Origin of the sequence: Pseudomonas alkylphenolica (assembly GCF_000746525.1) — a bacterium.
In the GTDB taxonomy this organism is placed as follows: domain Bacteria; phylum Pseudomonadota; class Gammaproteobacteria; order Pseudomonadales; family Pseudomonadaceae; genus Aquipseudomonas; species Aquipseudomonas alkylphenolica.
This window is the reverse complement of record NZ_CP009048.1, coordinates 4,675,793-4,698,616: the sequence shown is the minus strand read 5'-3', so window position 1 is coordinate 4,698,616 and position 22,824 is coordinate 4,675,793. Positions and strand designations below refer to the sequence as shown.

The 22,824-nt window shown below is 61.3% G+C and carries 26 protein-coding genes; 15 read left to right on the top strand and 11 right to left on the bottom strand.

What is annotated here, in order from left to right:
• Positions 1-104: 104 nt before the first annotated feature.
• Genes lptB through PSAKL28_RS21500 form a run of 5 tightly spaced genes read right to left on the bottom strand, consistent with a single transcriptional unit; the run spans position 105 to position 3,422 of the window.
• Positions 105-830: an LPS export ABC transporter ATP-binding protein gene (gene lptB / locus PSAKL28_RS21520; protein WP_038614382.1), complete on the bottom strand. Its 726-nt coding sequence runs from the start codon at positions 828-830 to the stop codon at positions 105-107.
• A complete protein-coding gene (gene lptA / locus PSAKL28_RS21515; RefSeq protein WP_038614380.1) occupies positions 831-1,355 on the bottom strand; it encodes a lipopolysaccharide transport periplasmic protein LptA in 525 nt (174 codons plus the stop codon).
• Complete coding sequence (lptC, locus tag PSAKL28_RS21510) at positions 1,342-1,914, bottom strand: LPS export ABC transporter periplasmic protein LptC (protein ID WP_038614378.1); 573 nt, start codon at positions 1,912-1,914, stop codon at positions 1,342-1,344. Before lptC ends, lptA begins: the two co-directional genes overlap by 14 nt.
• A gap of 8 nt (positions 1,915-1,922) precedes the next feature.
• Positions 1,923-2,447: a KdsC family phosphatase gene (locus PSAKL28_RS21505; protein ID WP_038614375.1), complete on the bottom strand. Its 525-nt coding sequence runs from the start codon at positions 2,445-2,447 to the stop codon at positions 1,923-1,925.
• Positions 2,448-3,422, bottom strand: coding sequence for a KpsF/GutQ family sugar-phosphate isomerase (locus PSAKL28_RS21500; RefSeq protein WP_038616920.1), 975 nt, complete (start codon positions 3,420-3,422; stop codon positions 2,448-2,450).
• A 245-nt stretch (positions 3,423-3,667) separates the two neighbouring features.
• On the opposite strand from PSAKL28_RS21500, the gene PSAKL28_RS21495 reads away from it, so the two are divergent.
• From PSAKL28_RS21495 to PSAKL28_RS21430, 14 genes are all read left to right on the top strand, one after another.
• Positions 3,668-4,477 carry an ATP-binding cassette domain-containing protein gene (locus tag PSAKL28_RS21495; protein ID WP_038614373.1) on the top strand — a complete coding sequence of 270 codons (810 nt, stop codon included), beginning with the start codon at positions 3,668-3,670 and terminating at the stop codon, positions 4,475-4,477.
• A complete protein-coding gene (gene mlaE / locus PSAKL28_RS21490; RefSeq protein WP_038614371.1) occupies positions 4,477-5,274 on the top strand; it encodes a lipid asymmetry maintenance ABC transporter permease subunit MlaE in 798 nt (265 codons plus the stop codon). Before PSAKL28_RS21495 ends, mlaE begins: the two co-directional genes overlap by 1 nt.
• On the top strand, positions 5,274-5,741 hold the full coding sequence (gene mlaD / locus PSAKL28_RS21485) for an outer membrane lipid asymmetry maintenance protein MlaD (RefSeq protein ID WP_038614369.1): 468 nt from the start codon (positions 5,274-5,276) through the stop codon (positions 5,739-5,741). Before mlaE ends, mlaD begins: the two co-directional genes overlap by 1 nt.
• Positions 5,742-5,750: 9 nt before the next feature.
• A complete protein-coding gene (locus PSAKL28_RS21480) occupies positions 5,751-6,389 on the top strand; it encodes an MlaC/ttg2D family ABC transporter substrate-binding protein (protein WP_038614367.1) in 639 nt (212 codons plus the stop codon).
• Positions 6,386-6,691 carry an STAS domain-containing protein gene (locus PSAKL28_RS21475; protein WP_038614366.1) on the top strand — a complete coding sequence of 102 codons (306 nt, stop codon included), beginning with the start codon at positions 6,386-6,388 and terminating at the stop codon, positions 6,689-6,691. The genes PSAKL28_RS21480 and PSAKL28_RS21475 overlap by 4 nt, the downstream gene beginning before the upstream one ends.
• 115 nt (positions 6,692-6,806) lie before the next feature.
• On the top strand, positions 6,807-7,046 hold the full coding sequence (locus PSAKL28_RS21470; RefSeq protein WP_028942843.1) for a BolA family protein: 240 nt from the start codon (positions 6,807-6,809) through the stop codon (positions 7,044-7,046).
• Positions 7,047-7,070: 24 nt separating this feature from the next.
• Entirely contained in the window at positions 7,071-8,336 is a 1,266-nt protein-coding gene (murA, locus tag PSAKL28_RS21465) for a UDP-N-acetylglucosamine 1-carboxyvinyltransferase (RefSeq protein WP_038614363.1), read from the top strand.
• A 107-nt stretch (positions 8,337-8,443) separates the two neighbouring features.
• Positions 8,444-9,079, top strand: a complete 636-nt coding sequence (hisG, locus tag PSAKL28_RS21460) for an ATP phosphoribosyltransferase (protein ID WP_028942845.1) — start codon at positions 8,444-8,446, stop codon at positions 9,077-9,079.
• A gap of 126 nt (positions 9,080-9,205) precedes the next feature.
• Positions 9,206-10,531, top strand: coding sequence for a histidinol dehydrogenase (gene hisD / locus PSAKL28_RS21455; protein ID WP_038614359.1), 1,326 nt, complete (start codon positions 9,206-9,208; stop codon positions 10,529-10,531).
• 2 nt (positions 10,532-10,533) lie between these two features.
• Entirely contained in the window at positions 10,534-11,580 is a 1,047-nt protein-coding gene (gene hisC / locus PSAKL28_RS21450) for a histidinol-phosphate transaminase (RefSeq protein WP_038614357.1), read from the top strand.
• A gap of 138 nt (positions 11,581-11,718) precedes the next feature.
• Positions 11,719-12,369, top strand: coding sequence for a FadR/GntR family transcriptional regulator (locus PSAKL28_RS21445; RefSeq protein WP_038614356.1), 651 nt, complete (start codon positions 11,719-11,721; stop codon positions 12,367-12,369).
• Positions 12,370-12,384: 15 nt separating this feature from the next.
• Complete coding sequence (locus PSAKL28_RS21440; RefSeq protein ID WP_038614354.1) at positions 12,385-13,668, top strand: CynX/NimT family MFS transporter; 1,284 nt, start codon at positions 12,385-12,387, stop codon at positions 13,666-13,668.
• Positions 13,669-13,779: 111 nt separating this feature from the next.
• Positions 13,780-14,250, top strand: a complete 471-nt coding sequence (locus PSAKL28_RS21435; RefSeq protein WP_038614351.1) for a nuclear transport factor 2 family protein — start codon at positions 13,780-13,782, stop codon at positions 14,248-14,250.
• Positions 14,251-14,317: 67 nt separating this feature from the next.
• Positions 14,318-14,590: a GIY-YIG nuclease family protein gene (locus PSAKL28_RS21430; RefSeq protein ID WP_232478209.1), complete on the top strand. Its 273-nt coding sequence runs from the start codon at positions 14,318-14,320 to the stop codon at positions 14,588-14,590.
• Here the strand turns inward: PSAKL28_RS21430 and yejK are convergent.
• Entirely contained in the window at positions 14,571-15,578 is a 1,008-nt protein-coding gene (yejK, locus tag PSAKL28_RS21425; protein ID WP_038614347.1) for a nucleoid-associated protein YejK, read from the bottom strand. The genes PSAKL28_RS21430 and yejK overlap by 20 nt on opposite strands.
• Positions 15,579-15,986: 408 nt before the next feature.
• Between yejK and PSAKL28_RS21420 the strand changes: the two genes are divergently transcribed.
• Positions 15,987-16,268: an HU family DNA-binding protein gene (locus tag PSAKL28_RS21420; protein ID WP_009398256.1), complete on the top strand. Its 282-nt coding sequence runs from the start codon at positions 15,987-15,989 to the stop codon at positions 16,266-16,268.
• Between the two features lie 98 nt (positions 16,269-16,366).
• On the opposite strand, the gene rlmF is transcribed toward PSAKL28_RS21420, so the two are convergent.
• The 5 genes from rlmF to PSAKL28_RS21395 all read right to left on the bottom strand — a co-directional run bounded on the left by rlmF (position 16,367) and on the right by PSAKL28_RS21395 (position 22,811).
• Positions 16,367-17,353, bottom strand: a complete 987-nt coding sequence (gene rlmF, locus PSAKL28_RS21415; RefSeq protein WP_051939515.1) for a 23S rRNA (adenine(1618)-N(6))-methyltransferase RlmF — start codon at positions 17,351-17,353, stop codon at positions 16,367-16,369.
• Between the two features lie 99 nt (positions 17,354-17,452).
• Positions 17,453-20,299, bottom strand: a complete 2,847-nt coding sequence (locus PSAKL28_RS21410; RefSeq protein WP_038614344.1) for a valine--tRNA ligase — start codon at positions 20,297-20,299, stop codon at positions 17,453-17,455.
• A 164-nt stretch (positions 20,300-20,463) separates the two neighbouring features.
• Entirely contained in the window at positions 20,464-20,832 is a 369-nt protein-coding gene (locus PSAKL28_RS21405; protein WP_038614342.1) for a hypothetical protein, read from the bottom strand.
• A gap of 5 nt (positions 20,833-20,837) precedes the next feature.
• Positions 20,838-21,266 (bottom strand): DNA polymerase III subunit chi, encoded by a 429-nt coding sequence (locus PSAKL28_RS21400; protein ID WP_038614340.1) that lies wholly within the window; start codon positions 21,264-21,266, stop codon positions 20,838-20,840.
• A gap of 51 nt (positions 21,267-21,317) precedes the next feature.
• Entirely contained in the window at positions 21,318-22,811 is a 1,494-nt protein-coding gene (locus PSAKL28_RS21395; RefSeq protein WP_038614338.1) for a leucyl aminopeptidase, read from the bottom strand.
• Positions 22,812-22,824: the final 13 nt, after the last annotated feature.

Below are 22,824 nucleotides of genomic sequence, written 5' to 3'. Positions count from 1 at the left end.
CAAATTATATGCCTGAAATTGGAGCGTTTGCCTAGGGTGCTGTAACAATTAAGCCGGATTTCACCGGTACAGTTGCCCCTGGCAAGCGCTTTGTCGCCTCGAACTTACAAGCGGAACTCGTGGCCCAAGTACACCTCTTTGACAAGGTCGTTGGCCAGGATGGTCTCTGCATCGCCTTCGGCAATCAGTTGGCCATCGTTGACGATGTAAGCGGTTTCGCAGATATCCAGGGTCTCGCGGACGTTGTGGTCGGTGATCAGTACACCGATGCCCTTGGCCTTGAGGTGATGGATGATCTGCTTGATGTCGCCGACCGAAATCGGGTCGACACCGGCAAAGGGTTCGTCGAGCAGGATGAATTTCGGTGCGGTGGCCAGGGCCCGAGCAATCTCCACGCGGCGACGTTCGCCGCCGGACAGGCTCATGCCGAGGTTGTCGCGAATGTGGCTGATGTGAAATTCCTGCAGCAGGCTTTCCAGTTCCTTGCGACGTCCGGCGGTGTCGAGGTCCTTGCGGGTCTCGAGGATCGCCATGATGTTGTCGGCAACCGAAAGCTTGCGAAAGATCGAGGCTTCCTGGGGCAGGTAACCAATACCGGCACGGGCACGGCCGTGCATCGGCTGGTGGCTGACATCCAGGTCGTCGATCAGGACACGGCCCTGATCGGCCTGGACCAGGCCGACGATCATGTAGAAGCAGGTGGTTTTGCCGGCGCCGTTAGGGCCGAGCAGGCCGACGATCTGGCCGCTGTCGATCGACAGGCTGACGTCGCGGACCACTTGTCGGCTCTTGTAGCTCTTGGCCAGGTGCTGGGCTTTGAGGGTCGCCATTTACTCGGCCTTCTTCTTAGGCTGGATCACCATGTCGATACGCTGGCGCGGTGTGGTCACATTGCCGCCACGACCGGCAGTCGCTACCTGGGTCTTGGTGTTGTAGACGATCTTCTCGCCTTCGGTGGTATTGCCTTCGTTGACCACTTTGGCGCGGTCGGTCAGCACCACCAGGTCTTTTTGCGCCTGGTACTGGATGGTCACGGCGTAGCCTTGCATCTTGTCCGGCTTGGCAGCGCTCTGTTGCTGCTCGAAGTAGGCCAGGTTGCCCACCGAGGTCACCACATCGATGTCGCCGGAGGCGGCGCGGGTGATGGTCACGGTGTTGCCTTTGATCATCATCGAGCCTTGGGTGATGATGACGTCGCCGGTATAGGTGGCGACCCCTTTCTTGTCATCCAGGTGCGCGTTGTCGGCCTGAATGCGGATAGGCTGGTCACGGTCGTTCGGCAGGGCCCAGGCGCTCGCGCTTCCCAGTGCTGCGCTCAGGCTGAGCAAAAAGGGGAGGGTTTTAACGAGCCTCATACTGTCCTCTTACGTTGGACAGCAGGTCCATCCTGCCGTCTTTCAAATACGCTTTCATTCCATTGCCCGTAGTGACGCCACCGGCGCCGTCGATTTTAACGGCTTGTGCGGTTTGCGCATATTGCTTCTGCGGGAATACCGTCATGCGGCTGGTGGTAATGATCATGGTGCGGTTCTTTTCATCGGTGCGGGCAACCCGTACCGAGTCAATCAATTCCACTTCCGAGCCATCCGGATTGACCTCGCCCTTTTCGCTCTGCACGTGCCAGGGGTAGGTGGTGCCACGGTACAGTTGCAGGTCCGGCTTGGTCAGCAGGGTCACTTCGCTGACCTTGAGGTGTTCGACCTTGTCGGCGGTCATCTCGTACTGCATCTTGCCGTCTGGCAGGAACTGTACGCTGTGGGCATTGGTGGCGTAATAGTCGATAGCGTTGTTGTCGACGCTGACCACCGGCTTGTCGAGAAAGCTCTCGGGGCCGATGTTCCAGTAGCCAACTGCCGCCAGCAAGGCGGCAATCACACTGTACAGCGCAGCGGTGCGGAATTTTTTACTGAACATGTGGCGCTCTACAGGTAATGGGCATTGGCCGCGTCGAGATTGCCCTGGGCTTGCAGGATCAACTCGCAGAATTCGCGGGCTGCGCCTTCACCGCCACGGGCCTTGGTGATCCCGTGGGCGTGCTCGCGGACAAAGGCTGCGGCATTGGCCACCGCCATGCCCAGGCCGACGCGACGGATCACCGGCAGGTCAGGCAGGTCGTCACCCAGATAGGCAACTTGTTCATAGCTTAGGTTGAGTTGGCCAAGAAGTTCGTCCAATACCACCAATTTATCTTCGCGCCCCTGATACAGGTGCGGGATGCCGAGGTTTTTGGCCCGGCGCTCGACCACCGGGGTCTTGCGCCCGCTGATGATCGCCGTGGTCACGCCCGAGGCCATGAGCATTTTGATGCCCTGGCCGTCGAGGGTATTGAAGGTCTTGAATTCGCTGCCATCTTCGAGAAAGTACAAGCGGCCGTCAGTCAGTACGCCGTCAACATCGAATACCGCAAGCTTGATCGCCTTGCCGCGCTGGAGCAGGTCCTGGCTCATTTACATCACTCCCGCACGCAACAGGTCGTGCATGTTCAGGGCGCCAACCGGGCGCTCGTCCTTGTCGATCACCACTAGGGCGCTGATCTTGTGGTCTTCCATGATTTTCAGGGCTTCGGCGGCGAGCATTTCGGCGCGGGCGGTCTTGCCGTGAGCGGTCATGACCTCTTCGATCAGGGTGGTGTGTACATCAATGTTGCGATCCAGGCTGCGGCGCAAGTCACCGTCGGTGAAGATCCCGGCCAACCGCCCGTCGGCTTCAAGCACCACGGTCATGCCCAATCCCTTGCGAGACATTTCAAGGAGTGCGTCCTTGAGCAGGGTTCCGCGCTGCACCTGCGGCAGCTCTTCACCGGCGTGCATGACGTTCTCGACTTTCAACAGCAGGCGGCGGCCGAGGGCGCCACCAGGGTGCGAAAAAGCGAAATCTTCAGCGGTAAAGCCGCGAGCTTCGAGCAAGGCAATGGCCAGGGCGTCGCCCAGGACCAGTGCGGCGGTAGTCGAGGAGGTCGGTGCCAGATTCAGCGGGCAGGCTTCCTGGGCAACGCGGGCATCGAGGTTGACTTCGGCGGCCTTGGCCAGCGGCGAGTCCGGGTTGCCGGTCAGGCTGATCAGCTGGATACCCAGGCGCTTGATCAACGGCAGCAGGGTAACGATCTCGGCGGTCGAACCGGAGTTGGACAGGGCGAGGATGACATCGTCGCGGGTGATCATGCCCATGTCGCCATGGCTGGCTTCGGCCGGATGAACGAAGAAGGCCGGCGTGCCGGTGCTGGCCAGGGTCGCGGCGATTTTGTTGCCGATATGCCCGGACTTGCCCATGCCGACCACCACCACGCGGCCCTTGCTGGCCAGGATCAGCTCGCACGCCTTGACGAAATCGGCGTCGATGTGGGCTAGCAAGCCCTCAACCGCCTCGAGTTCGAAACGGATGGTGCGTTGCGCGGATTGGATCAGGTCGCTGGATTGGCTCATGTCGAAAATCGGATTGCCTGATGAAAAGGCGGCGATTATAGCGGTAATGCGCAAAACCCTCACCTTGTGATTGTCATACAGTCGCTCGCCAACCTTAACCCTGGCTGAACAAGCACTGCTACGGCCTTGGGGCGTCGCTATCAGCGATGATATAGTTCGCCGCCTGTTCGGCCCGCTCAGGGCGTGCGTGCCTCCATGAAGGGGGCGCGCGTCTGAGTGAGATGGCTGCATCGCAAGGAGTCTAGATGAGCGTTGATAACGCCTACGCGGTCGAGTTGAAGGGTGTGTCCTTCAAGCGCGGTTCGCGCAGCATCTTCAATAATGTCGATATACGCATTCCCCGCGGCAAGGTCACCGGCATCATGGGGCCTTCCGGGTGCGGCAAGACCACACTGTTGCGTCTGATGGGCGCACAGCTGCGTCCGGCCAGCGGCGAGGTCTGGGTCGCCGGGCAGAACCTGCCGACGCTGTCGCGTAGCGATCTGTTCGATGCGCGCAAACAGATGGGGGTGTTGTTCCAGAGTGGCGCACTGTTCACCGATCTCGACGTGTTCGAGAACGTGGCATTCCCGCTGCGGGTGCATACCCAGCTGTCCGACGAAATGATCCGTGACATTGTTCTGATGAAACTGCAGGCCGTCGGCCTGCGCGGTGCCATCGAACTGATGCCTGACGAACTGTCCGGGGGCATGAAGCGTCGCGTGGCACTGGCCCGGGCCATTGCCCTGGACCCGCAGATCCTCATGTACGACGAGCCCTTCGTCGGTCAGGACCCTATCGCCATGGGCGTTCTGGTGCGGCTGATCCGCCTGCTCAATGATGCCCTGGGCATCACCAGCATCGTGGTCTCCCACGACCTGGCCGAAACCGCCAGTATTGCCGACTACATCTATGTGGTCGGTGATGGCCAGGTCCTCGGCCAGGGTACGCCGGACGAGCTGATGGGCTCCGACAATCCGCGCATTCGTCAATTCATGAAAGGTGATCCGGACGGACCGGTACCCTTTCACTTTCCTGCGCCGGATTACCGCGCCGATCTTCTGGGGAAGCGTTGATGCGCAGAAAATCCTTGCTCGAACGTATTCGTCGTTTTGGCCGTTCGGCCATCGACGTGCTGGCCGTGCTCGGCCGCTCGTTTCTGTTCCTGCTGCACTCGCTGGTCGGGCGCAGCGGTACTGGCGGCGGCTTTCAGCTGCTGGTCAGGCAACTCTATTCGGTTGGCGTGCTGTCGCTGGCGATCATCGTTGTTTCCGGGGTCTTTATCGGTATGGTGCTGGCCCTGCAGGGTTTCAGCATCCTGACCAAATACGGCTCGGAACAGGCCGTCGGGCAGATGGTTGCCTTGACCTTGCTGCGTGAGCTGGGGCCTGTGGTTACCGCATTGCTGTTCGCCGGGCGTGCAGGTTCGGCGCTGACCGCCGAAATCGGCAACATGAAGTCCACTGAGCAGCTTTCCAGCCTGGAAATGATCGGTGTCGATCCACTCAAATACATCGTTGCCCCGCGTCTGTGGGCTGGTTTCATCTCATTGCCGATGCTGGCGCTGATTTTCAGCGTGGTGGGCATCTGGGGTGGGTCCTGGGTGGCGGTGGACTGGCTGGGCGTCTATGAAGGCTCGTTCTGGGCCAACATGCAGAACAGTGTGTCGTTCACCGACGATGTGCTCAATGGCGTGATCAAGAGCCTGGTTTTTGCTTTTGTTGTTACCTGGATTGCCGTATTCCAAGGCTATGACTGCGAGCCCACTTCAGAGGGGATCAGCCGTGCCACCACCAAGACCGTGGTCTATGCCTCATTGGCAGTCCTGGGTCTGGACTTTATTCTGACCGCCTTGATGTTTGGAGATTTCTGATGCAAAACCGCACCCTGGAAATCGGTGTCGGCCTGTTCCTCCTGGCCGGGATCCTGGCGCTGATCCTGCTGGCCCTGCGCGTCAGCGGCCTGTCGGCGAGCCCGAGCAGCGATACCTATAAAATTTACGCATACTTCGACAATATCGCCGGTTTGACGGTCAGAGCTAAAGTGACCATGGCCGGTGTGACCATCGGCAAGGTCACAGCCATCGATCTGGACCGTGACACTTACACCGGTCGGGTGACGTTGCAGCTGGAAAAACGCGTAGACAACCTGCCTACCGACTCCACTGCATCTATCCTCACCGCTGGGTTGCTCGGCGAGAAGTACATCGGTATCAGCGTGGGCGGAGAAGAAACGGTGCTCAAGGATGGTGCAACCATTCACGACACCCAGTCGGCGCTGGTGCTGGAAGATCTGATTGGCAAGTTCCTGCTCAATACCGTTGGCAAAGAAGCTAAATAAGGAGTTTCCATGATTTCTATCCTGCGACGCGGCTTGCTGGTACTGCTGGCTGCGCTGCCGTTGATGGCTGGCGCAGCTGCTCAGTCCCCCAAAGAGGTGATTCAGGGGACAACCACCCAGTTGCTGGCCGACCTGAAGGCCAACAAAGAGCAATACAAGGCCAACCCGAGTGCGTTCTACGATGCCTTGAACGCCAATCTGGGGCCGGTGGTCGATGCCGATGGCATCTCGAAAAGCATCATGACCGTCAAGTATTCGCGCAAGGCCACCCCGGAGCAGATGCAGCGCTTCCAGGAAAACTTCAAGCGCAGCCTGATGCAGTTCTATGGCAACGCCTTGCTCGAGTACAACAACCAGGGCATCACTGTCGGCGCCGAGAAAAAGGACGGTGATGACCGTGCCAGCGTCGACATGACCGTCAAGGGCAACAACGGCGCCATCTACCCGGTTCAGTACACCATGACCAAGCTGGGCGATGAATGGAAAGTACGTAACGTCATCGTCAACGGCATCAACATCGGCAAACTGTTCCGTGACCAGTTCGCTGACGCCATGAACCGCAATGGCAACGACCTGGACAAGACCATCGACGGCTGGGCCGGCGAAGTGGCCAAGGCCAAGGAAACTGCCGAGAAGCAAGAGCAATGAGTGATAGCGCCGTGACCATGAACGAGCCAGGTGTGTTGCGCCTGGCCGGGGTGCTGGACTACCGCAGCGGGCCCGCCTTGCGCAAGGAAGGTAAAGCCTTGATCGCGGCGTGCAAGGCCGGCGCCCTGGTGCTCGATTGCTCGCAGGTGGAGAAATCCAGCAGCGTCGGCTTGTCCCTGTTGCTGGCATTCATGCGCGATGGCAAGGCGGCCGGCAAGGCTGTCGAGGTTCGCGCAATGCCTCAGGATATGCGTGAAATCGCCGAGGTTTATGACCTCGACGAGGTGCTGGCCGGTCAATGACCGCCAGCCAGCGACTGGCCCCTCTGTCAGAGTCTCCGTTTACGGGGTTCGCAGGCGAGGGGCTTTTTTGTATGATGGCCGACCCGCGCGCACAGGGCGCCGATTGAGGTTGAGCATGCAGGCCGTAGAAGTTAAGAACTTCCTTGAAGAAAAGTTGCCGGGAACCCGGGTCGAAGTTGAAGGCGAAGGCTGCAACTTCCAGTTGAACGTGATCAGTGACGAATTGGCGGCCCTGAGCCCGGTCAAGCGTCAACAGCAGATCTATGCTCACCTTAACCCGTGGATCACCGATGGCAGCATCCATGCGGTAACCATGAAATTTTTCAGCAGCGCAGCCTGGGCTGAGCGCAACTGAGCCTAAATTGGCGGCGAGACACAAATGGACAAACTGATTATTACTGGCGGCGTTCGTCTTGATGGCGAAATCCGCATTTCCGGTGCCAAGAACGCGGCCCTGCCGATTCTTGCCGCTACCCTGCTTTGCGATGGTCCGGTCACGGTCGGCAACTTGCCGCACCTGCACGACATTACCACCATGATCGAGCTGTTCGGCCGCATGGGCATTGAGCCGGTGATCGACGAGAAGCTCGCGGTAGAGATCGATCCACGCACCATCAAGACCCTGGTCGCGCCGTACGAGCTGGTGAAAACCATGCGCGCCTCGATCCTGGTACTGGGCCCGATGGTTGCCCGCTTTGGCGAAGCCGAAGTGGCACTGCCTGGCGGTTGCGCCATTGGTTCGCGTCCGGTCGACCTGCACATCCGTGGCCTGGAAGCCATGGGCGCAAAAATCGAAGTCGAAGGTGGCTACATCAAAGCCAAGGCGCCTGAAGGCGGCCTGCTCGGTGCGCACTTCTTCTTCGACACCGTCAGTGTGACCGGTACCGAGAACATCATGATGGCCGCTGCCCTGGCCAAGGGCCGCAGCGTGCTGCAGAACGCCGCGCGTGAGCCGGAAGTGGTCGATCTGGCCAACTTCCTCAACGCCATGGGCGCCAAGGTTCAGGGTGCCGGCACCGACACCATCACCATCGATGGCGTCGAGCGTCTGGGTTCTGCGACCTACCGGGTCATGCCGGACCGCATCGAAACCGGTACCTACCTGGTTGCCGCTGCCGTCACCGGTGGCCGGGTCAAGGTCAAGGACACCGATCCGACCATCCTCGAAGCCGTCCTTGAAAAACTCAAGGAAGCGGGCGCCGAAGTCACCACCGGTGAAGACTGGATCGAGCTGGACATGCACGGCAAACGGCCAAAAGCCGTGAACCTGCGTACCGCTCCGTATCCGGCATTCCCGACCGACATGCAGGCGCAGTTCATCTCGCTCAACGCCATTGCCGAAGGCACCGGTGCGGTGATCGAGACGATCTTCGAAAACCGTTTCATGCACGTTTACGAAATGCACCGCATGGGCGCGCATATCCAGGTCGAAGGCAACACCGCCATCGTCACCGGCACCAAAACCCTCAAGGGCGCGCCAGTCATGGCCACCGACCTGAGGGCTTCGGCGAGCCTGGTGCTGTCGGCCCTGGTGGCCGAAGGCGACACCCTGATCGACCGCATCTACCACATCGACCGTGGTTACGAGTGCATCGAAGAAAAACTGCAGATGCTGGGCGCGAAGATCCGTCGCGTACCGGGCTAGTCTGTGACCGGCGCAGGGACGCGCCAGCCAATTGCTGCACCGAATTGAATGCGGTCGGGCCACATCAGGCCCGGCCGGCTGTAGCCGCATAAGGACCGACGTTTCCCATGTTGACCATCGCGCTATCCAAAGGTCGGATTCTCGACGATACCCTGCCGCTGCTGGCGGAAGCCGGTATCGTGCCGACCGAGAACCCGGACAAGAGCCGCAAACTGATCATCCCGACGACTCAGGACGACGTACGTCTGCTGATCGTCCGGGCTACCGACGTGCCGACCTATGTCGAGCATGGCGCCGCCGATCTGGGTGTGGCGGGCAAGGACGTGCTGATGGAGTACGGCGGCCAGGGCCTTTACGAGCCGCTGGACCTGCAGATTGCCCAGTGCAAGCTGATGACCGCCGGTGCCATTGGCGCCGCTGAGCCCAAGGGCCGTCTGCGCGTGGCGACCAAGTTCGTCAATGTCGCCAAGCGTTACTACGCCGAACAGGGCCGTCAGGTCGATATCATCAAGTTGTACGGTTCGATGGAGCTGGCGCCGCTGATCGGTCTGGCCGACAAGATCATCGACGTCGTCGACACCGGCAACACCTTGCGTGCCAATGGCCTGGAACCCCAGGAACTGATTGCCACCATCAGCTCCCGGCTGGTGGTCAACAAGGCTTCGATGAAGATGCAGCATGCGCGCATCCAGAGTCTGATCGACACCCTGCGCCAGGCTGTCGAATCGCGACACCGCGGCTGATTCCTGCGCGCGACCTTCGCTGTCGCGCCCATCTATCCGCGTCATAGCCAATTTTCTCGGGTGCCCGCGCGGATGGACTGGTAGCTTAGGGCGCCTGAGCATTCGCCATTTATTGAGGCCCTCGCTATGACCACGTCCACTGCAATTGCCCGACTCAATGCCGCTGACCCGGATTTCGCCCGACATCTGGATCATCTGTTGAGCTGGGAAAGTGTGTCTGACGATGCGGTCAACCAGCGTGTGCTCGACATCATCAAAGCCGTGCGCGAGCGCGGTGACGCGGCACTGGTGGAGTTCACCCAGCGTTTCGATGGCGTTGAAGCCAAGTCGATCGACGACCTGATCCTGGGGCGTGAGCGCCTGGAGCTGGCCCTGACCCGCATCACCGCAGCCCAGCGCGAAGCCCTGGAAAAGGCTGCCAGTCGCGTGCGCAGTTACCACGAGCGGCAGAAGCAGGACTCCTGGAGCTACACCGAAGCTGACGGTACGGTGCTGGGCCAGAAGGTCACCCCGCTGGATCGTGCCGGCTTGTACGTGCCGGGCGGCAAAGCGTCCTACCCTTCGTCGGTACTGATGAACGCGATTCCGGCCAAGGTTGCCGGCGTCGGTGAAGTGGTGATGGTGGTGCCAACCCCGCGTGGTGAGGTCAACGAGCTGGTGCTCGCGGCCGCCTGCATTGCCGGTGTCGACCGGGTGTTCACCATCGGTGGCGCCCAGGCGGTAGCGGCGCTGGCCTATGGCACCGAGAGCGTGCCGCAGGTCGACAAGGTGGTCGGCCCCGGCAACATCTACGTCGCCACGGCCAAGCGTCACGTGTTCGGCCAGGTCGGTATCGACATGATTGCCGGTCCTTCGGAAATCCTCGTGGTCTGTGACGGCCAGACCGATCCGGACTGGATCGCCATGGACCTGTTCTCCCAAGCCGAGCACGACGAAGATGCCCAGGCGATCCTGGTCAGCCCGGATGCAGCGTTCCTCGACAAGGTGGCGGCCAGCATCGACAAGCTGCTGCCGACCATGGAGCGTGCCGAAATCATCAAGACTTCGATCAATGCTCGTGGTGCGCTGATCCAGGTGCGTGACATGCAGCAGGCCATGGAAGTCGCCAACCGTATCGCGCCTGAGCACCTGGAGCTGTCGGTGGCTGATCCACAGGCCTGGCTGCCGCAGATTCGTCACGCCGGCGCGATCTTCATGGGTCGCCACACCAGCGAAGCCCTGGGTGACTACTGCGCAGGTCCGAACCACGTGTTGCCAACCTCCGGTACCGCGCGCTTCTCCTCGCCGCTGGGGGTATATGACTTCCAGAAACGTTCGTCGATCATCTTCTGCTCCGAGCAGGGCGCATCGGAGCTGGGCCACACCGCCTCGATCCTCGCCCGTGGCGAATCGCTGACCGCCCACGCCCGTAGCGCCGAATACCGCATTGTTGCCGACAAGAAGGGGAACTGAGCATGAGTAAATTCTGGAGCCCCTTCGTCAAGGACCTGGTGCCTTACGTTCCGGGTGAGCAACCGAAACTGGCCAGGCTGGTCAAGCTCAACACCAACGAGAACCCCTATGGCCCTTCGCCCAAGGCGCTGGAGGCCATGCGCGGCGAGTTGAATGACAATCTGCGTCTGTACCCGGACCCCAACAGTGACCTGCTCAAGCAGGCAGTGGCGGAGTATTACGGGGTCAACGGCAACCAGGTGTTCCTCGGCAATGGTTCGGACGAAGTGCTCGCGCACATTTTCCACGGCCTGTTCCAGCACGGCGCACCGCTGTTGTTCCCGGATATCAGCTACAGCTTCTATCCGGTGTATTGCGGCCTGTATGGCATTCCTTACGAGGCGGTAGCGCTGGACGAGCAGTTCCAGATCCGTGTCGAGGACTACGCCAGGCCCAATGGCGGCATCATCTTCCCCAACCCCAACGCCCCGACCGGCTGCCTGTTGGCGCTGGAGGCCATCGAGCAACTGCTCAAGGCCAACCCGGAGACAGTGGTGGTGGTCGATGAGGCCTACATTGATTTTGGCGGGCAGACGGCAATCAGCCTGGTGGATCGTTATGACAACCTGCTGGTTACCCAGACCTTGTCCAAATCGCGCTCGCTGGCGGGCTTGCGGGTCGGTCTGGCGGTGGGTCACCCGGACCTGATCGAGGCACTGGAGCGGATCAAGAACAGCTTCAACTCCTATCCGCTCGATCGCATGGCCATCGTCGGTGCGGCTGCGGCGTTTGCGGATCGGGCCTACTTCGACGAAACCTGCCGCAAGGTCATCGACAGTCGCGAGAAGCTGGTGGCTGAGCTTACTGCGCGTGGCTTCGAAGTACTGCCTTCGGCAGCCAACTTCATCTTCGCCCGTCATCCGCAGCAGGATGCCGGCGAACTGGCAGCCAGGTTGCGTGAGCAAGGGGTGATCGTGCGTCACTTCAAGCAACCACGCATTGCCCAGTTCCTGCGTATCACCATTGGTACTCCGGAGATGAATCAGGCATTGGTTGATGCTTTGAACTGATTCCGGCTTGTATTCATCGCGGGGCAAGCCCGCTCCCACCGATCTGTGGGAGCGGGCTTGCCCCGCGATTGCTTTTACACAATTTTGGGGAGTATTCTCTCTCGTCTAAATTCATCCGATGATTGGATGTAAGCTCAAATGACCTTGCTAATCAAACGTTCTCTGGTCGAACAGGCTGTCGATCAACTGCGCCAGCGCATCGCCAACGGCGCCTGGGCGGTAGGGCAACGCTTGCCAACCGAGCCGGAGCTGGCCACGGAACTGGGCATCAGCCGTAATACCGTGCGCGAAGCCATGCGCGTGCTCGCCTTCAGTGGCCTGGTCGAAGTCCGCCAGGGTGATGGCAGTTATCTACGCACCGCGGTCGACCCCTTGCAGGCAGTCCAGGCGTTGTCCCGCTGTAATCTTGAACAGGCACGGGAAACGCGGCACATCCTCGAAGCCGAGGCAATTGGCCTGGCTGCGCTACGTCGCACCGACGAGGACCTGCAAGGTCTGCGTGAAGCGCTGGCCCATAGCAGCGAGCATTTTCACGCTGACCTGGAGCGTTATGTCAGCTGCGACCTGATCTTCCACCAACGCCTGGTGGATGCCGCGCACAACCCGGCATTGAGCGAGTTGTACCGCTATTTCTCCGGGGTAGTGGCCGCTACCGTGCACCACAACCTGAGCCAAGCGCCGCGCTGCCAGATGGTTTTCGACCTGCATGGCCAGATTCTCGACGCTATCGAACAACGCGATTCGGACAAGGCCAAAGCCCTGAGCCGGACCCTGATCAACGAATCCTGACCTTGCGAGGCAGCCATGGCGCATGACACTGCTCGAAACACCCAGCCGGCCAACGGGCCGGAGCTGGAAGAACTGCTGATCGACGCCGAAGCCGACGACGAACAGGTGCAACAACAATCGGTGCTGCTCACGCGCCCTTGGTTGTTGCTGCTTGGCCTGGTACTGGTGGCGCTGAACTTGCGCCCGGCGCTGTCGAGCATGGCGCCGTTGCTCAGCCAGGTCTCCGATAGCCTCGGCCTGACCGCCTCTCAGGCTGGCTTGCTGACGACGCTGCCGGTGCTTTGCCTGGGGCTGTTTGCGCCCTTGGCACCAATCCTGGCGCGGCGCTTTGGCAGCGAGCGGGTGATCCTCGGCATCCTCCTGACCCTGGCGGCCGGCATCGCCGTGCGTAGCGCCTTCGGCAGCACCGGTGTATTCGTTGGCAGCATCATGGCTGGCGCGAGCATTGGCGTGATCGGGGTCTTGTTGCCGGGTATCGTAAAGCGCGATTTTCCCAAGCATGCGGGCACGTTGACCGGGGTTTACACCATGGCGCTGTGCCTGGGAGCCGCCATGGCCGCAGGGGCCACGGTACCGTTGAGCGAGCATTTCGGCGACAGCTGGTCGCTGGGCCTGGGCTTCTGGTTGATACCGGCGCTGCTGGCGGCGCTGATCTGGTTGCCGCAAGCGCGCCAGGGTCACGGAGCACATCATGTGGCTTATCGGGTACGCGGCCTGCTGCGCGATCCACTGGCCTGGCAGGTAACCCTGTACATGGGGCTGCAGTCGTCGCTGGCGTACATTGTCTTCGGTTGGTTGCCGTCGATCCTCATCGGTCGTGGCCTGTCCCCGACCCAGGCGGGTCTGGTGTTGTCGGGTTCGGTGATCGTGCAGTTGATCAGCTCGCTCAGCGCGCCATGGCTGGCAACGCGTGGCAAGGATCAGCGTCTGGCCATTGTCGTGGTCATGCTGCTGGCGCTGGCCGGTCTGTTCGGCTGCCTGTATGCGCCGCTCGATGGTCTGTGGGGCTGGGCAATCGTGCTCGGACTGGGGCAGGGCGGCACCTTTGCCCTGGCGCTGACCTTGATCGTGTTGCGCTCCAAGGATGCCCATGTGGCCGCCAACCTGTCGAGCATGGCCCAGGGCGTCGGCTACACCCTGGCATCCATGGGGCCGTTTGCCGTGGGGCTGGTGCACGACCTGACCGGAGGCTGGAATGCGGTCGGCTGGATTTTTGCGTTGTTGGGTATCGGCGCCATCGGTTTTGGCTTGAAGGCCGGGCGCAATCTGCATGTGCAGGTGGTCAGCGAGCGGGTTTGAGGCCATCGCGGGGCAAGCCCGCTCCCACCGGGCCCGGTAGGAGCGGGCTTGCCCCGCGATTGTTTTTGCCACTATGGTGCGGGTCTATTCCATCGGAAACGGACCCGCCTCATGAGCGATGCCCACAGTGCTTTGATCACCCGCTTCTACGAGGCTTTCCAGCGCCTGGACGCTGAAGCGATGGTTGCCTGCTATAGCGATGATATCGTCTTCAGCGACCCGGCCTTCGGCACCTTGCGCGGCAAGGATGCCGGCGACATGTGGCGAATGCTCACCACCCGTGCCAAGGACTTTTCCCTGACCTTCGACAGCGTGTCTGCCGATGAGCGCAGCGGCGCAGCGCACTGGGTCGCGACCTACCTGTTCAGCCAGACCGGGCGCACGGTGGTCAACGATATCCAGGCGCGCTTTGTTTTTCGCGACGACAAGATCTGCGAGCATCACGACAGCTTCGACCTGTGGCGCTGGTCGCGGCAGGCGCTGGGCAGGACAGGGCTGTTGCTGGGCTGGACACCGATGGTCCAGGGCAAGGTTCGCCAGCAGGCATTGAAAGGCCTGCGCGCGTTTCAGGCCGGTCGCTGAACGGGTAAGCTGTGGGCTTTGTCGTCGAATAGTCCGCACCGTGCCCGAAGCTGCCGTCGAACCTCCCGTGAAACCCTGGTATGTCTACCTGGTGCGTGCCGCCAACGGCTCGTTGTACTGCGGAATCAGTGATAACCCGCAACGGCGTTTCATCGCCCACCAGAAGGGCCAGGGCGCGCGCTATTTCAGTACCAGTCCGGCAGTGGCGCTGGTCTACGTCGAGGCCTGGCCGGACAAGGCCGAGGCGCTGCGCCAGGAGCGGCTGGTGAAGAAGCTGCGCAAAAGCGCCAAGGAGGCCCTGGTGGCCTCCTGGCAGGGACTCAGTCCTTGCGACGCTTGAGCTGATCGGTCAGCTGCGTCGGCAGGCCTTTGATGATCAGCGTGCCGGCCTCTTCGTCGTATTCGATCTTCGAGCCCAGCAGGTGTGCCTCGAAGCTGATCGACAGTCCTTCAGCGCGGCCAGTGAAACGGCGGAACTGGTTCAGGGTGCGCTTGTCGGCAGGGATCTCCGGCGACAGGCCGTAGTCCTTGTTGCGGATGTGTTCGTAGAAGGCCCGTGGACGGTCCTCGTCGATCAGCCCGGAAAGCTCCTCCAGGGTTACTGGTTCACCGGCCTTGGTCTGGCTGGTGGCGTAGTCGACCAGGGTCTGGGTTTTCTCGCGGGCGGCCTCTTCCGGCAGGTCCTCGCTTTCGACGAAATCGCTGAAGGCTTTGAGCAGGGTGCGGGTTTCGCCGGGGCCGTCGACCCCTTCCTGGCAGCCGATGAAGTCGCGGAAGTATTCCGAGACCTTCTTGCCGTTCTTGCCTTTGATGAACGAGATGTACTGCTTTGAGGTTTTGTTGTTCTGCCACTCGGAGAGGTTGATCCGCGCGGCCAGGTGCAGCTGGCCCAGGTCCAGGTGGCGGGACGGGGTAACGTCGAGTTCGGCGTTCACCGCCACGCCTTCACTGTGATGCAGCAGGGCGATGGCCAGGTAGTCGGTCATGCCTTGCTGGTAGTGGGCGAACAGCACGTGACCACCGACCGACAGGTTGGACTCTTCCATCAGTTTTTGCAGGTGCTCGACGGCGACCCGGCTGAAGGCGGTGAAGGTGCTGCCGTCTTCCAGGTACTCTTTCAGCCAGCCGCTGAACGGGTGGGCGCCGGATTCGGCATGGAAGAACCCCCAGGCTTTGCCTTGTTTGGCGTTGTAGCTGTCGTTGAGGTCGGCCAGGAGGTTTTCGATGGCGCTGGACTCGGCCAGCTCGGAGTCGCGTGCGTGCAGCACAGCGGGGCTGCCATCGGGTTTCTTGTCGATCAGGTGGACGATGCAATGACGGATCGGCATGGGATTCTCGGTTGAAAATGGGCGGTGCTGGCCGCGTTGCAAAGTTGCCAAGTGTACCTCAGCCCAGAGGTGATTCAGCGGCCAGATGTTGGCAGAAATGACGGTTGTTCGTTTTTTGTTCAGTTTTTTGCGTTTTTTCGCGCAAAGCCCCGAAAAACCTGCACATTTAGCCGGTCAGCTGCGGATATTTATCCATTCCTGTGGTAGTTTTGCCCGGTCTTGCGCCCCGTGTGTGGCGCATTGCTGGCAGACCGCTCGCGTCACGTCGAACCAAACGCCGTTTTACGTATCTACATACGCGAATGACGTGGCTGTAACACCGGACCGCCGGTTACCCCGCAGGTCTGGCTCGATGACTGACGTAGCACTCTGCATACTCACTGAATTTGATAGGGAAGGAACACCACCATGGCACTGACCAAAGACCAACTGATCGCCGACATCGCCGAAGCTATCGACGCGCCGAAAACCACCGCGCGTAACGCTCTGGAGCAACTGGGTCAGATCGTTGCTGATCAACTGGAAAATGGCAGCGAAATCACTCTGCCAGGCATTGGCAAACTGAAAATCACCGAGCGTCCTGCCCGTACCGGCCGCAACCCTTCGACTGGCGCTGCCATCGAAATCGCTGCCAAGAAAGTCGTCAAGTTCGTTCCAGCCAAAGTGCTGACCGACGCTGTAAACAAGTAATTGTAAGCAGTTTCGAAAAACCGCGTCCGGTGTGAGCCAGACGCGGTTTTTTTGTGCCTCTGTGGGAGCGGGCTTGCCCCGCGATTGCGGCGTGTCAGTTACATCGTATCGCGGGGCAAGCCCGCTCCCACCGGGGAGGACCAGCGGCTCTGGCGCCAGGCCTGGCGGGCATTGGCGTCCTGGAAGGTCCAGGCGACCATGCGGCTCTGTTTCTGCCCTTGGCCCATCTCGACAATTCGTACGTCCTGCGCACCGGCTTTCTTCAGCGCCGCCTGGATGCCGGGCAGGTTGGAGGCTTTGGACACCAGTGAGGTGAACCACAGCACCTGCTGGCCGAGCGAGGCGCTTTCTGCCACCAATTGGCTGACGAAGCGGATTTCGCCGCCTTCGCACCAGAGCTCGTTGTTCTGCCCGCCAAAGTTCAACACCGGCAATTTACGCTTGGGATCGGCCTTGCCCAAGGCTCGCCACTTGCGCTGGCTGCCGCGGGTGGCCTCTTCCCGCGAGGCATGGAAGGGCGGGTTGCACAGGGTCAGGTCGTAACGCTCGTCGTCTTTGAGCAGGCCGAGCAGGATGTGCTTGCGGTTGCCTTGCTGGCGCAGGCTGATGGCTTTATCCAGGCCGTTGGCTTGAACAATGGCTTTGGCAGCGGCCAGGGCCGTGGCATCAATGTCGGAGCCGAGAAAGCGCCAGCGGTAGTCGCTGTGGCCCAGCAGCGGATAGATGCAGTTGGCGCCGACGCCGATATCCAGGGCGCGCACCTGGGCGCCGCGGGGAATCTCGCCGTTGTTGTCTTCGGCGAGCAAGTCGGCGACGACGTGGATGTAGTCAGCGCGACCGGGAATCGGCGGGCACAGGTAGTCGGCCGGGATGTCCCAGTGCTGGATGCCGTACTGGGCCTTGAGCAGGGCGCGGTTGAACACCCGGACAGCGTCGGGGTTGGCAAAGTCGATGCTCGGCTTGCCGTGGGGGTTGGTGATCATGAACGTGCCCAGTTCGGGGCTGCTCTTGATCAGCTCGGGAAAGTTGTAGCGACCCTGGTGGCGGTTGCGCGGGTGCAGGGTCGGTTTGAGTGGTGTGGTCATCTTTGGGTCCGGTGAAAAGCATCGCGGGTCAAGCCCGCTCCCACACAATGCTGTGGGAGCGGGCTTGACCCGCGATAGCGCCACTGAAGTCAGCGATCGTTACAGCGCGGCAATCCGCGCATGCTGCTCGGTGAAGTTGGCCAGGGCCTGTTCGGCCTCGGCCAGCTTGGCGCGTTCCTTGTCGATCACCGCAGGCGGCGCCTTGTCGACGAAGGCGGCATTGGACAGCTTGCCGCCGACACGCTGGACTTCACCCTGCAGACGCTGGATTTCCTTGTTCAGGCGCGCCAGTTCCGCATCTTTATCGATCAGGCCGGCCATCGGCACCAGCACTTGCAAATCACCCACCAGCGCGGTGGCGCTCAGCGGTGCTTCGTCCTGCTCGCCCAGTACGGTGAAGGATTCGATCTTCGCCAGCTTCTTCAGCAGCGCTTCGTTTTCCTGCAGGCGACGCTGGTCTTCGGCGCTGGCGTTCTTGAGGAACAGTTGCAGCGGCTTGCCCGGGCCGATGTTCATCTCGCCGCGGATGTTGCGCACGCCGAGCATCAGCTCCTTGAGCCATTCGATATCGCCTTCGGCAGCGGCATCGATGCGGCTTTCGTTGGCCACCGGCCACGGCTGCAGCATGATGGTCTTGCCTTCGGCACCGGCCAGCGGCGCCAGGCGCTGCCAGATTTCTTCGGTGATGAACGGCATGAACGGATGGGCCAGACGCAGCGCCACTTCCAGCACGCGTACCAGAGTGCGGCGGGTGCCACGGGCACGTTCGACCGGAGCGTTTTCGTCCCACAGCACAGGCTTGGACAGCTCCAGGTACCAGTCGCAGTACTGGTTCCAGATGAACTCGTAGAGCGCCTGGGCGGCCAGGTCGAAGCGGAACTGATCCAGCTGGCGGGTCACTTCGGCTTCGGTGCGTTGCAGCTGCGAGATGATCCAGCGGTCAGCCAGCGACAGTTCATAGGCTTCGCCGTTCTGGCCGCAGTCTTCGCCTTTGTCCAGCACGTAGCGGGCGGCGTTCCAGATCTTGTTGCAGAAGTTGCGATAACCTTCGACGCGACCCATGTCGAACTTGATGTCGCGACCGGTCGAAGCCAGCGAGCAGAAGGTAAAGCGCAGGGCGTCGGTACCGTAGCTGGCGATGCCTTCGGGGAACTCGGCCTTGGTCTGCTTGGCGATTTTCTCGGCCAGTTTCGGCTGCATCATGCCGCTGGTGCGTTTCTCCAGCAGCTCGTCGAGAGTGATGCCGTCGACGATGTCCAGCGGGTCAAGGACGTTGCCCTTGGACTTGGACATCTTCTGGCCCTGGCCGTCGCGGACCAGGCCGTGGACGTAGACAGTCTTGAACGGCACTTGCGGGGTGCCGTCTTCGTTCTTCACCAGGTGCATGGTCAGCATAATCATCCGGGCAACCCAGAAGAAAATGATGTCGAAGCCGGTGACCAGCACGTCGGTGGAGTGGAATTTCTTCAGGAATTCAGTCTGCTGCGGCCAGCCCAGGGTCGAGAAGGTCCACAGGCCCGAGCTGAACCAGGTGTCGAGGACGTCGTTGTCCTGGTTCAGGACCACGTCGGCACCGAGGTTGTGCTTGGTGCGCACTTCTTCTTCGCTGCGGCCGACGTAGACCTTGCCGGACTCGTCGTACCAGGCCGGAATACGGTGGCCCCACCACAGCTGGCGGCTGATGCACCAGTCCTGGATGTCGCGCATCCAGGAGAAGTACATGTTCTCGTACTGCTTGGGTACGAACTGGATGCGGCCGTCTTCGACAGCGGCGATCGCCGGTTCAGCCAGCGGCTTGGTCGAAACGTACCACTGGTCGGTCAGCCACGGCTCGATGACGGTGCCGGAGCGGTCGCCTTTCGGCACTTTCAGGGCGTGGTCGTCGACGCTGACCAGCAGGCCGGCGGCGTCGAAGTCGGCAACGATCTGCTTGCGCGCGACGAAGCGGTCAAGACCGGCGTACTGGGCAGGCAGGGTGGCGTCGACACTTTCGTTGACGCTGCCGTCGAGGTTGAACACCTGGGCGGCCGGCAGGACGAAGGCGTTCTTGTCGAAGATGTTCAGCAGCGGCAGGTTGTGGCGCTTGCCGACTTCGTAGTCATTGAAGTCGTGGGCCGGGGTGATTTTCACACAGCCGGTGCCGAATTCAGGGTCGCAGTAGTCGTCACCGATGATCGGGATGCGGCGGCCAACCAGTGGCAGCTCGACGAACTTGCCGATCAGTGCCTTGTAGCGCTCGTCTTCGGGGTTCACGGCCACAGCAGCGTCGCCGAGCATGGTTTCCGGACGGGTGGTGGCAACGATCAGGTAGTCTTTGCCGTCGGCGGTCTTGGCGCCGTCAGCCAGCGGGTAGCGCAGGTTCCACAGGTGACCTTTCTCGTCGTGGTTTTCCACTTCAAGGTCGGAGATCGCCGTGTGCAGCTTGGTGTCCCAGTTGACCAGGCGCTTGCCGCGGTAGATCAGGCCGTCTTCATGCAGGCGCACGAAGGCTTCCTTGACCGCTTCGGACAGGCCGTCGTCCATGGTGAAACGCTCGCGGCTCCAGTCGACCGAGGAGCCCAGGCGACGGATCTGGCGGCTGATGTTGCCACCGGACTGGTCTTTCCATTCCCAGACTTTTTCCAGGAATTTCTCGCGACCCAGGTCGTGGCGGCTCTGGCCTTTGGCCTCGAGCTGACGCTCAACCAGCATCTGCGTGGCGATACCAGCGTGGTCGGTTCCCGGCTGCCACAGGGTGTTGCGGCCCTGCATGCGGCGGAAACGGATCAGGGCATCCATGATCGCGTTATTGAAACCATGACCCATGTGCAGGCTGCCGGTGACGTTCGGCGGTGGAATCATGATGGTGTAGGAATCGCCCGCGCCTTGCGGAGCGAAGTAATTCTCGGACTCCCAGGTGTTGTACCAGGAAGTTTCAATAGCGTGCGGCTGGTAGGTCTTATCCATGCTCGGCGGGACCCTATGGCAAATATTCAGGAAAGCCGAGCAGTATAACGGGGATAAGTGCCGGGGCGTAGCATGAGGTGATGGCAGGAGGCAAAAACATCGCGGGGCAAGCCCGCTCCCACCGGCAGACTGCAGTCCCGGTGGGAGCGGGCTTGCCCCGCGAATCATTCTGGTAACTGGTTGAGCAAGCGCTCGAGACGGGCATCAAGCCGACGTTTGATCTCATTCTCGATATGCGGGGTGAAGTCATTGATCACGTCCTGCATGATCAACTGAGCGGCAGCGCGCAGTTCGCTATCAAGGTGCAGTAGGGTTTCCTGGCGCTTGGCCTGCGGGTCGGCAGGTGGTTTCGGTGCCGGTTCTGGCGCAACCACAGGCGCAGGCTCAGCCTCTTCAAGCAGCAGCGGAATCTGCTCCTCGACGGTGTCGGTCAGCAGCGGTGGCTCAAGGGATTCGTCGCCCAGCAGCTGACGGATCGACTCAAGGTCGTCCAGCAGGTGTGCGGATTGGGGCAGGGGAGTGGGTTTATCCATCGTCTTCAGAGTCGCTGTAAGCGGTGATCCTGCAGAGCATAGCCCTGTTCGCGGTAGAAACGGAAACTCTCTCGGGCAGCCTGACGAATCGTCGGCTCCTCGACCACGATCTCGGCAATACGGGCAAAGCGGGCGGCGAACGGCGCAACCTTGAGGTCGAGGTTGATCAGCAGGTCCTGGTGACTACCGGGATCGTCTCCCAAACCCAGTACCACGCTGCCCTGAGGCTGTTCTTCGGCAGCATTGTGCGGCACGAAAGCTTCACCCTTGAAGGCCCACAGGCGGGCATCCAGTTCATCGCGCTGGGCGGCGTCGCTGCAGTGCAGGTAGACCTGATGCCCCATGCGCCAAGCCTTTTCGCAGAGCTTGCAGGCAAAATCCAGGCGCGCCGAGGGCGCGTCGCTGGGCAGAATATAGAAGTCAACTTTGCTCATGGTCAGCCTGCCGGCCGTCTACATCCGGGAACGTAGACGGCTGGCACTCACTCAGGCGTTGGCGCGGTCGAGCAGGTACTGGGTCAGCAGCGGCACTGGACGGCCAGTGGCGCCCTTGTCCTTGCCGCCACTGATCCAGGCGGTACCGGCGATATCCAGGTGGGCCCAGTTGTAGGCCTTGGCAAAGCGCGACAGGAAGCAACCGGCGGTGATGCTGCCGGCCTTCGGGCCGCCGATGTTGGCGATGTCGGCGAACGGGCTGTCCAGCTGTTCCTGGTACTCGTCGAACAGCGGCAACTGCCAGGCGCGGTCGTCGGCACGCTTGCCAGCGTCGAGCAACTGGTTGACCAGCTCGTCGTTGTTACCCATCAGGCCCGAGGTGTGGCTGCCCAGGGCGACAATGCAGGCGCCGGTGAGGGTGGCGATGTCGACCACGGCCTGAGGCTTGAAACGCTCGGCATAGGTCAGGGTGTCGCACAGCACCAGACGGCCTTCGGCGTCGGTGTTGAGGATCTCGACGGTCTGCCCGCTCATGGTGGTGACGATATCGCCCGGACGGGTGGCGCCGCCACTTGGCATGTTTTCGGCACAGGCCAGCAGGCACACCAGGTTGATCGGCAGCTGCAGCTCAAGTACCGCGCGCAGGGTACCGAAGACACTGGCTGCACCACCCATGTCGAACTTCATTTCATCCATGCCGGCGCCAGGTTTGAGGCTGATGCCACCGGTGTCGAAAGTGATGCCCTTGCCGACCAGCACGAACGGTTTCTCGCTCTTCTTGCCGCCCTGGTAGTTGAGCACGATCAGGCGTGGCGGCTGGTCGCTGCCCTGGCCAACGGCGTAGAACGCGCCCATGCCCAGATCCTTGATCTTTTTCTCGTCGAGCACTTCGACTTTCAGACCCTTGTAGGCTTTGCCCATACCCTTGGCCTGCTCGGCCAGGTAGCTTGGGTGGCAGACGTTGGGTGGCAGGTTGCCCAGGTCACGGGCAAAGCTCATGCCGGCCGCAATCGCGCTGGCGTGCTTGACCGCGCGCTCGACGTCGGCGGCACCGGCCTTGTCGGCCAGCAGAGTGATTTTCTTCAGGGCACGGGGTTCGGCCTTTTTGCTTTTGAACTGGTCGAAGACGTATTCACCGTCGAGCAGGGTTTCGGCCAGCAGGCGCGACTTGCCATAAAAGGCATCGCGGCCGCTGACGGCGACATCGTCCAGCGCCAGTACCGCGTCGCTGCCGTTGAGACCCTTGAGCACCGCCAGCACGCTGGCAACCACTTTGCGCCAGCTGCGATCGCCCAGTTCGCTGTCTTTGCCGGTGCCGACCAGCAGCACGCGCTCGGCCTTGAGGTTGGGCAGGCTTTGCAGCAGCAGGGTCTGGCCCGGCTTGCCGGTCAGGTCGCCACGCTTGAGCACGGCACTGATGGCACCGCCGCAGGCTTCGTCGATGGCCTTGGCGCTGGCGCCGAGTTTGCGGCCTTCCGCGACTGCGAGCACCAGCGTGGCGGTTTTCAAGGATGCAGCGGCTACGCTTTTTACAACCAGTTCCATGTCAGGTTCCCCG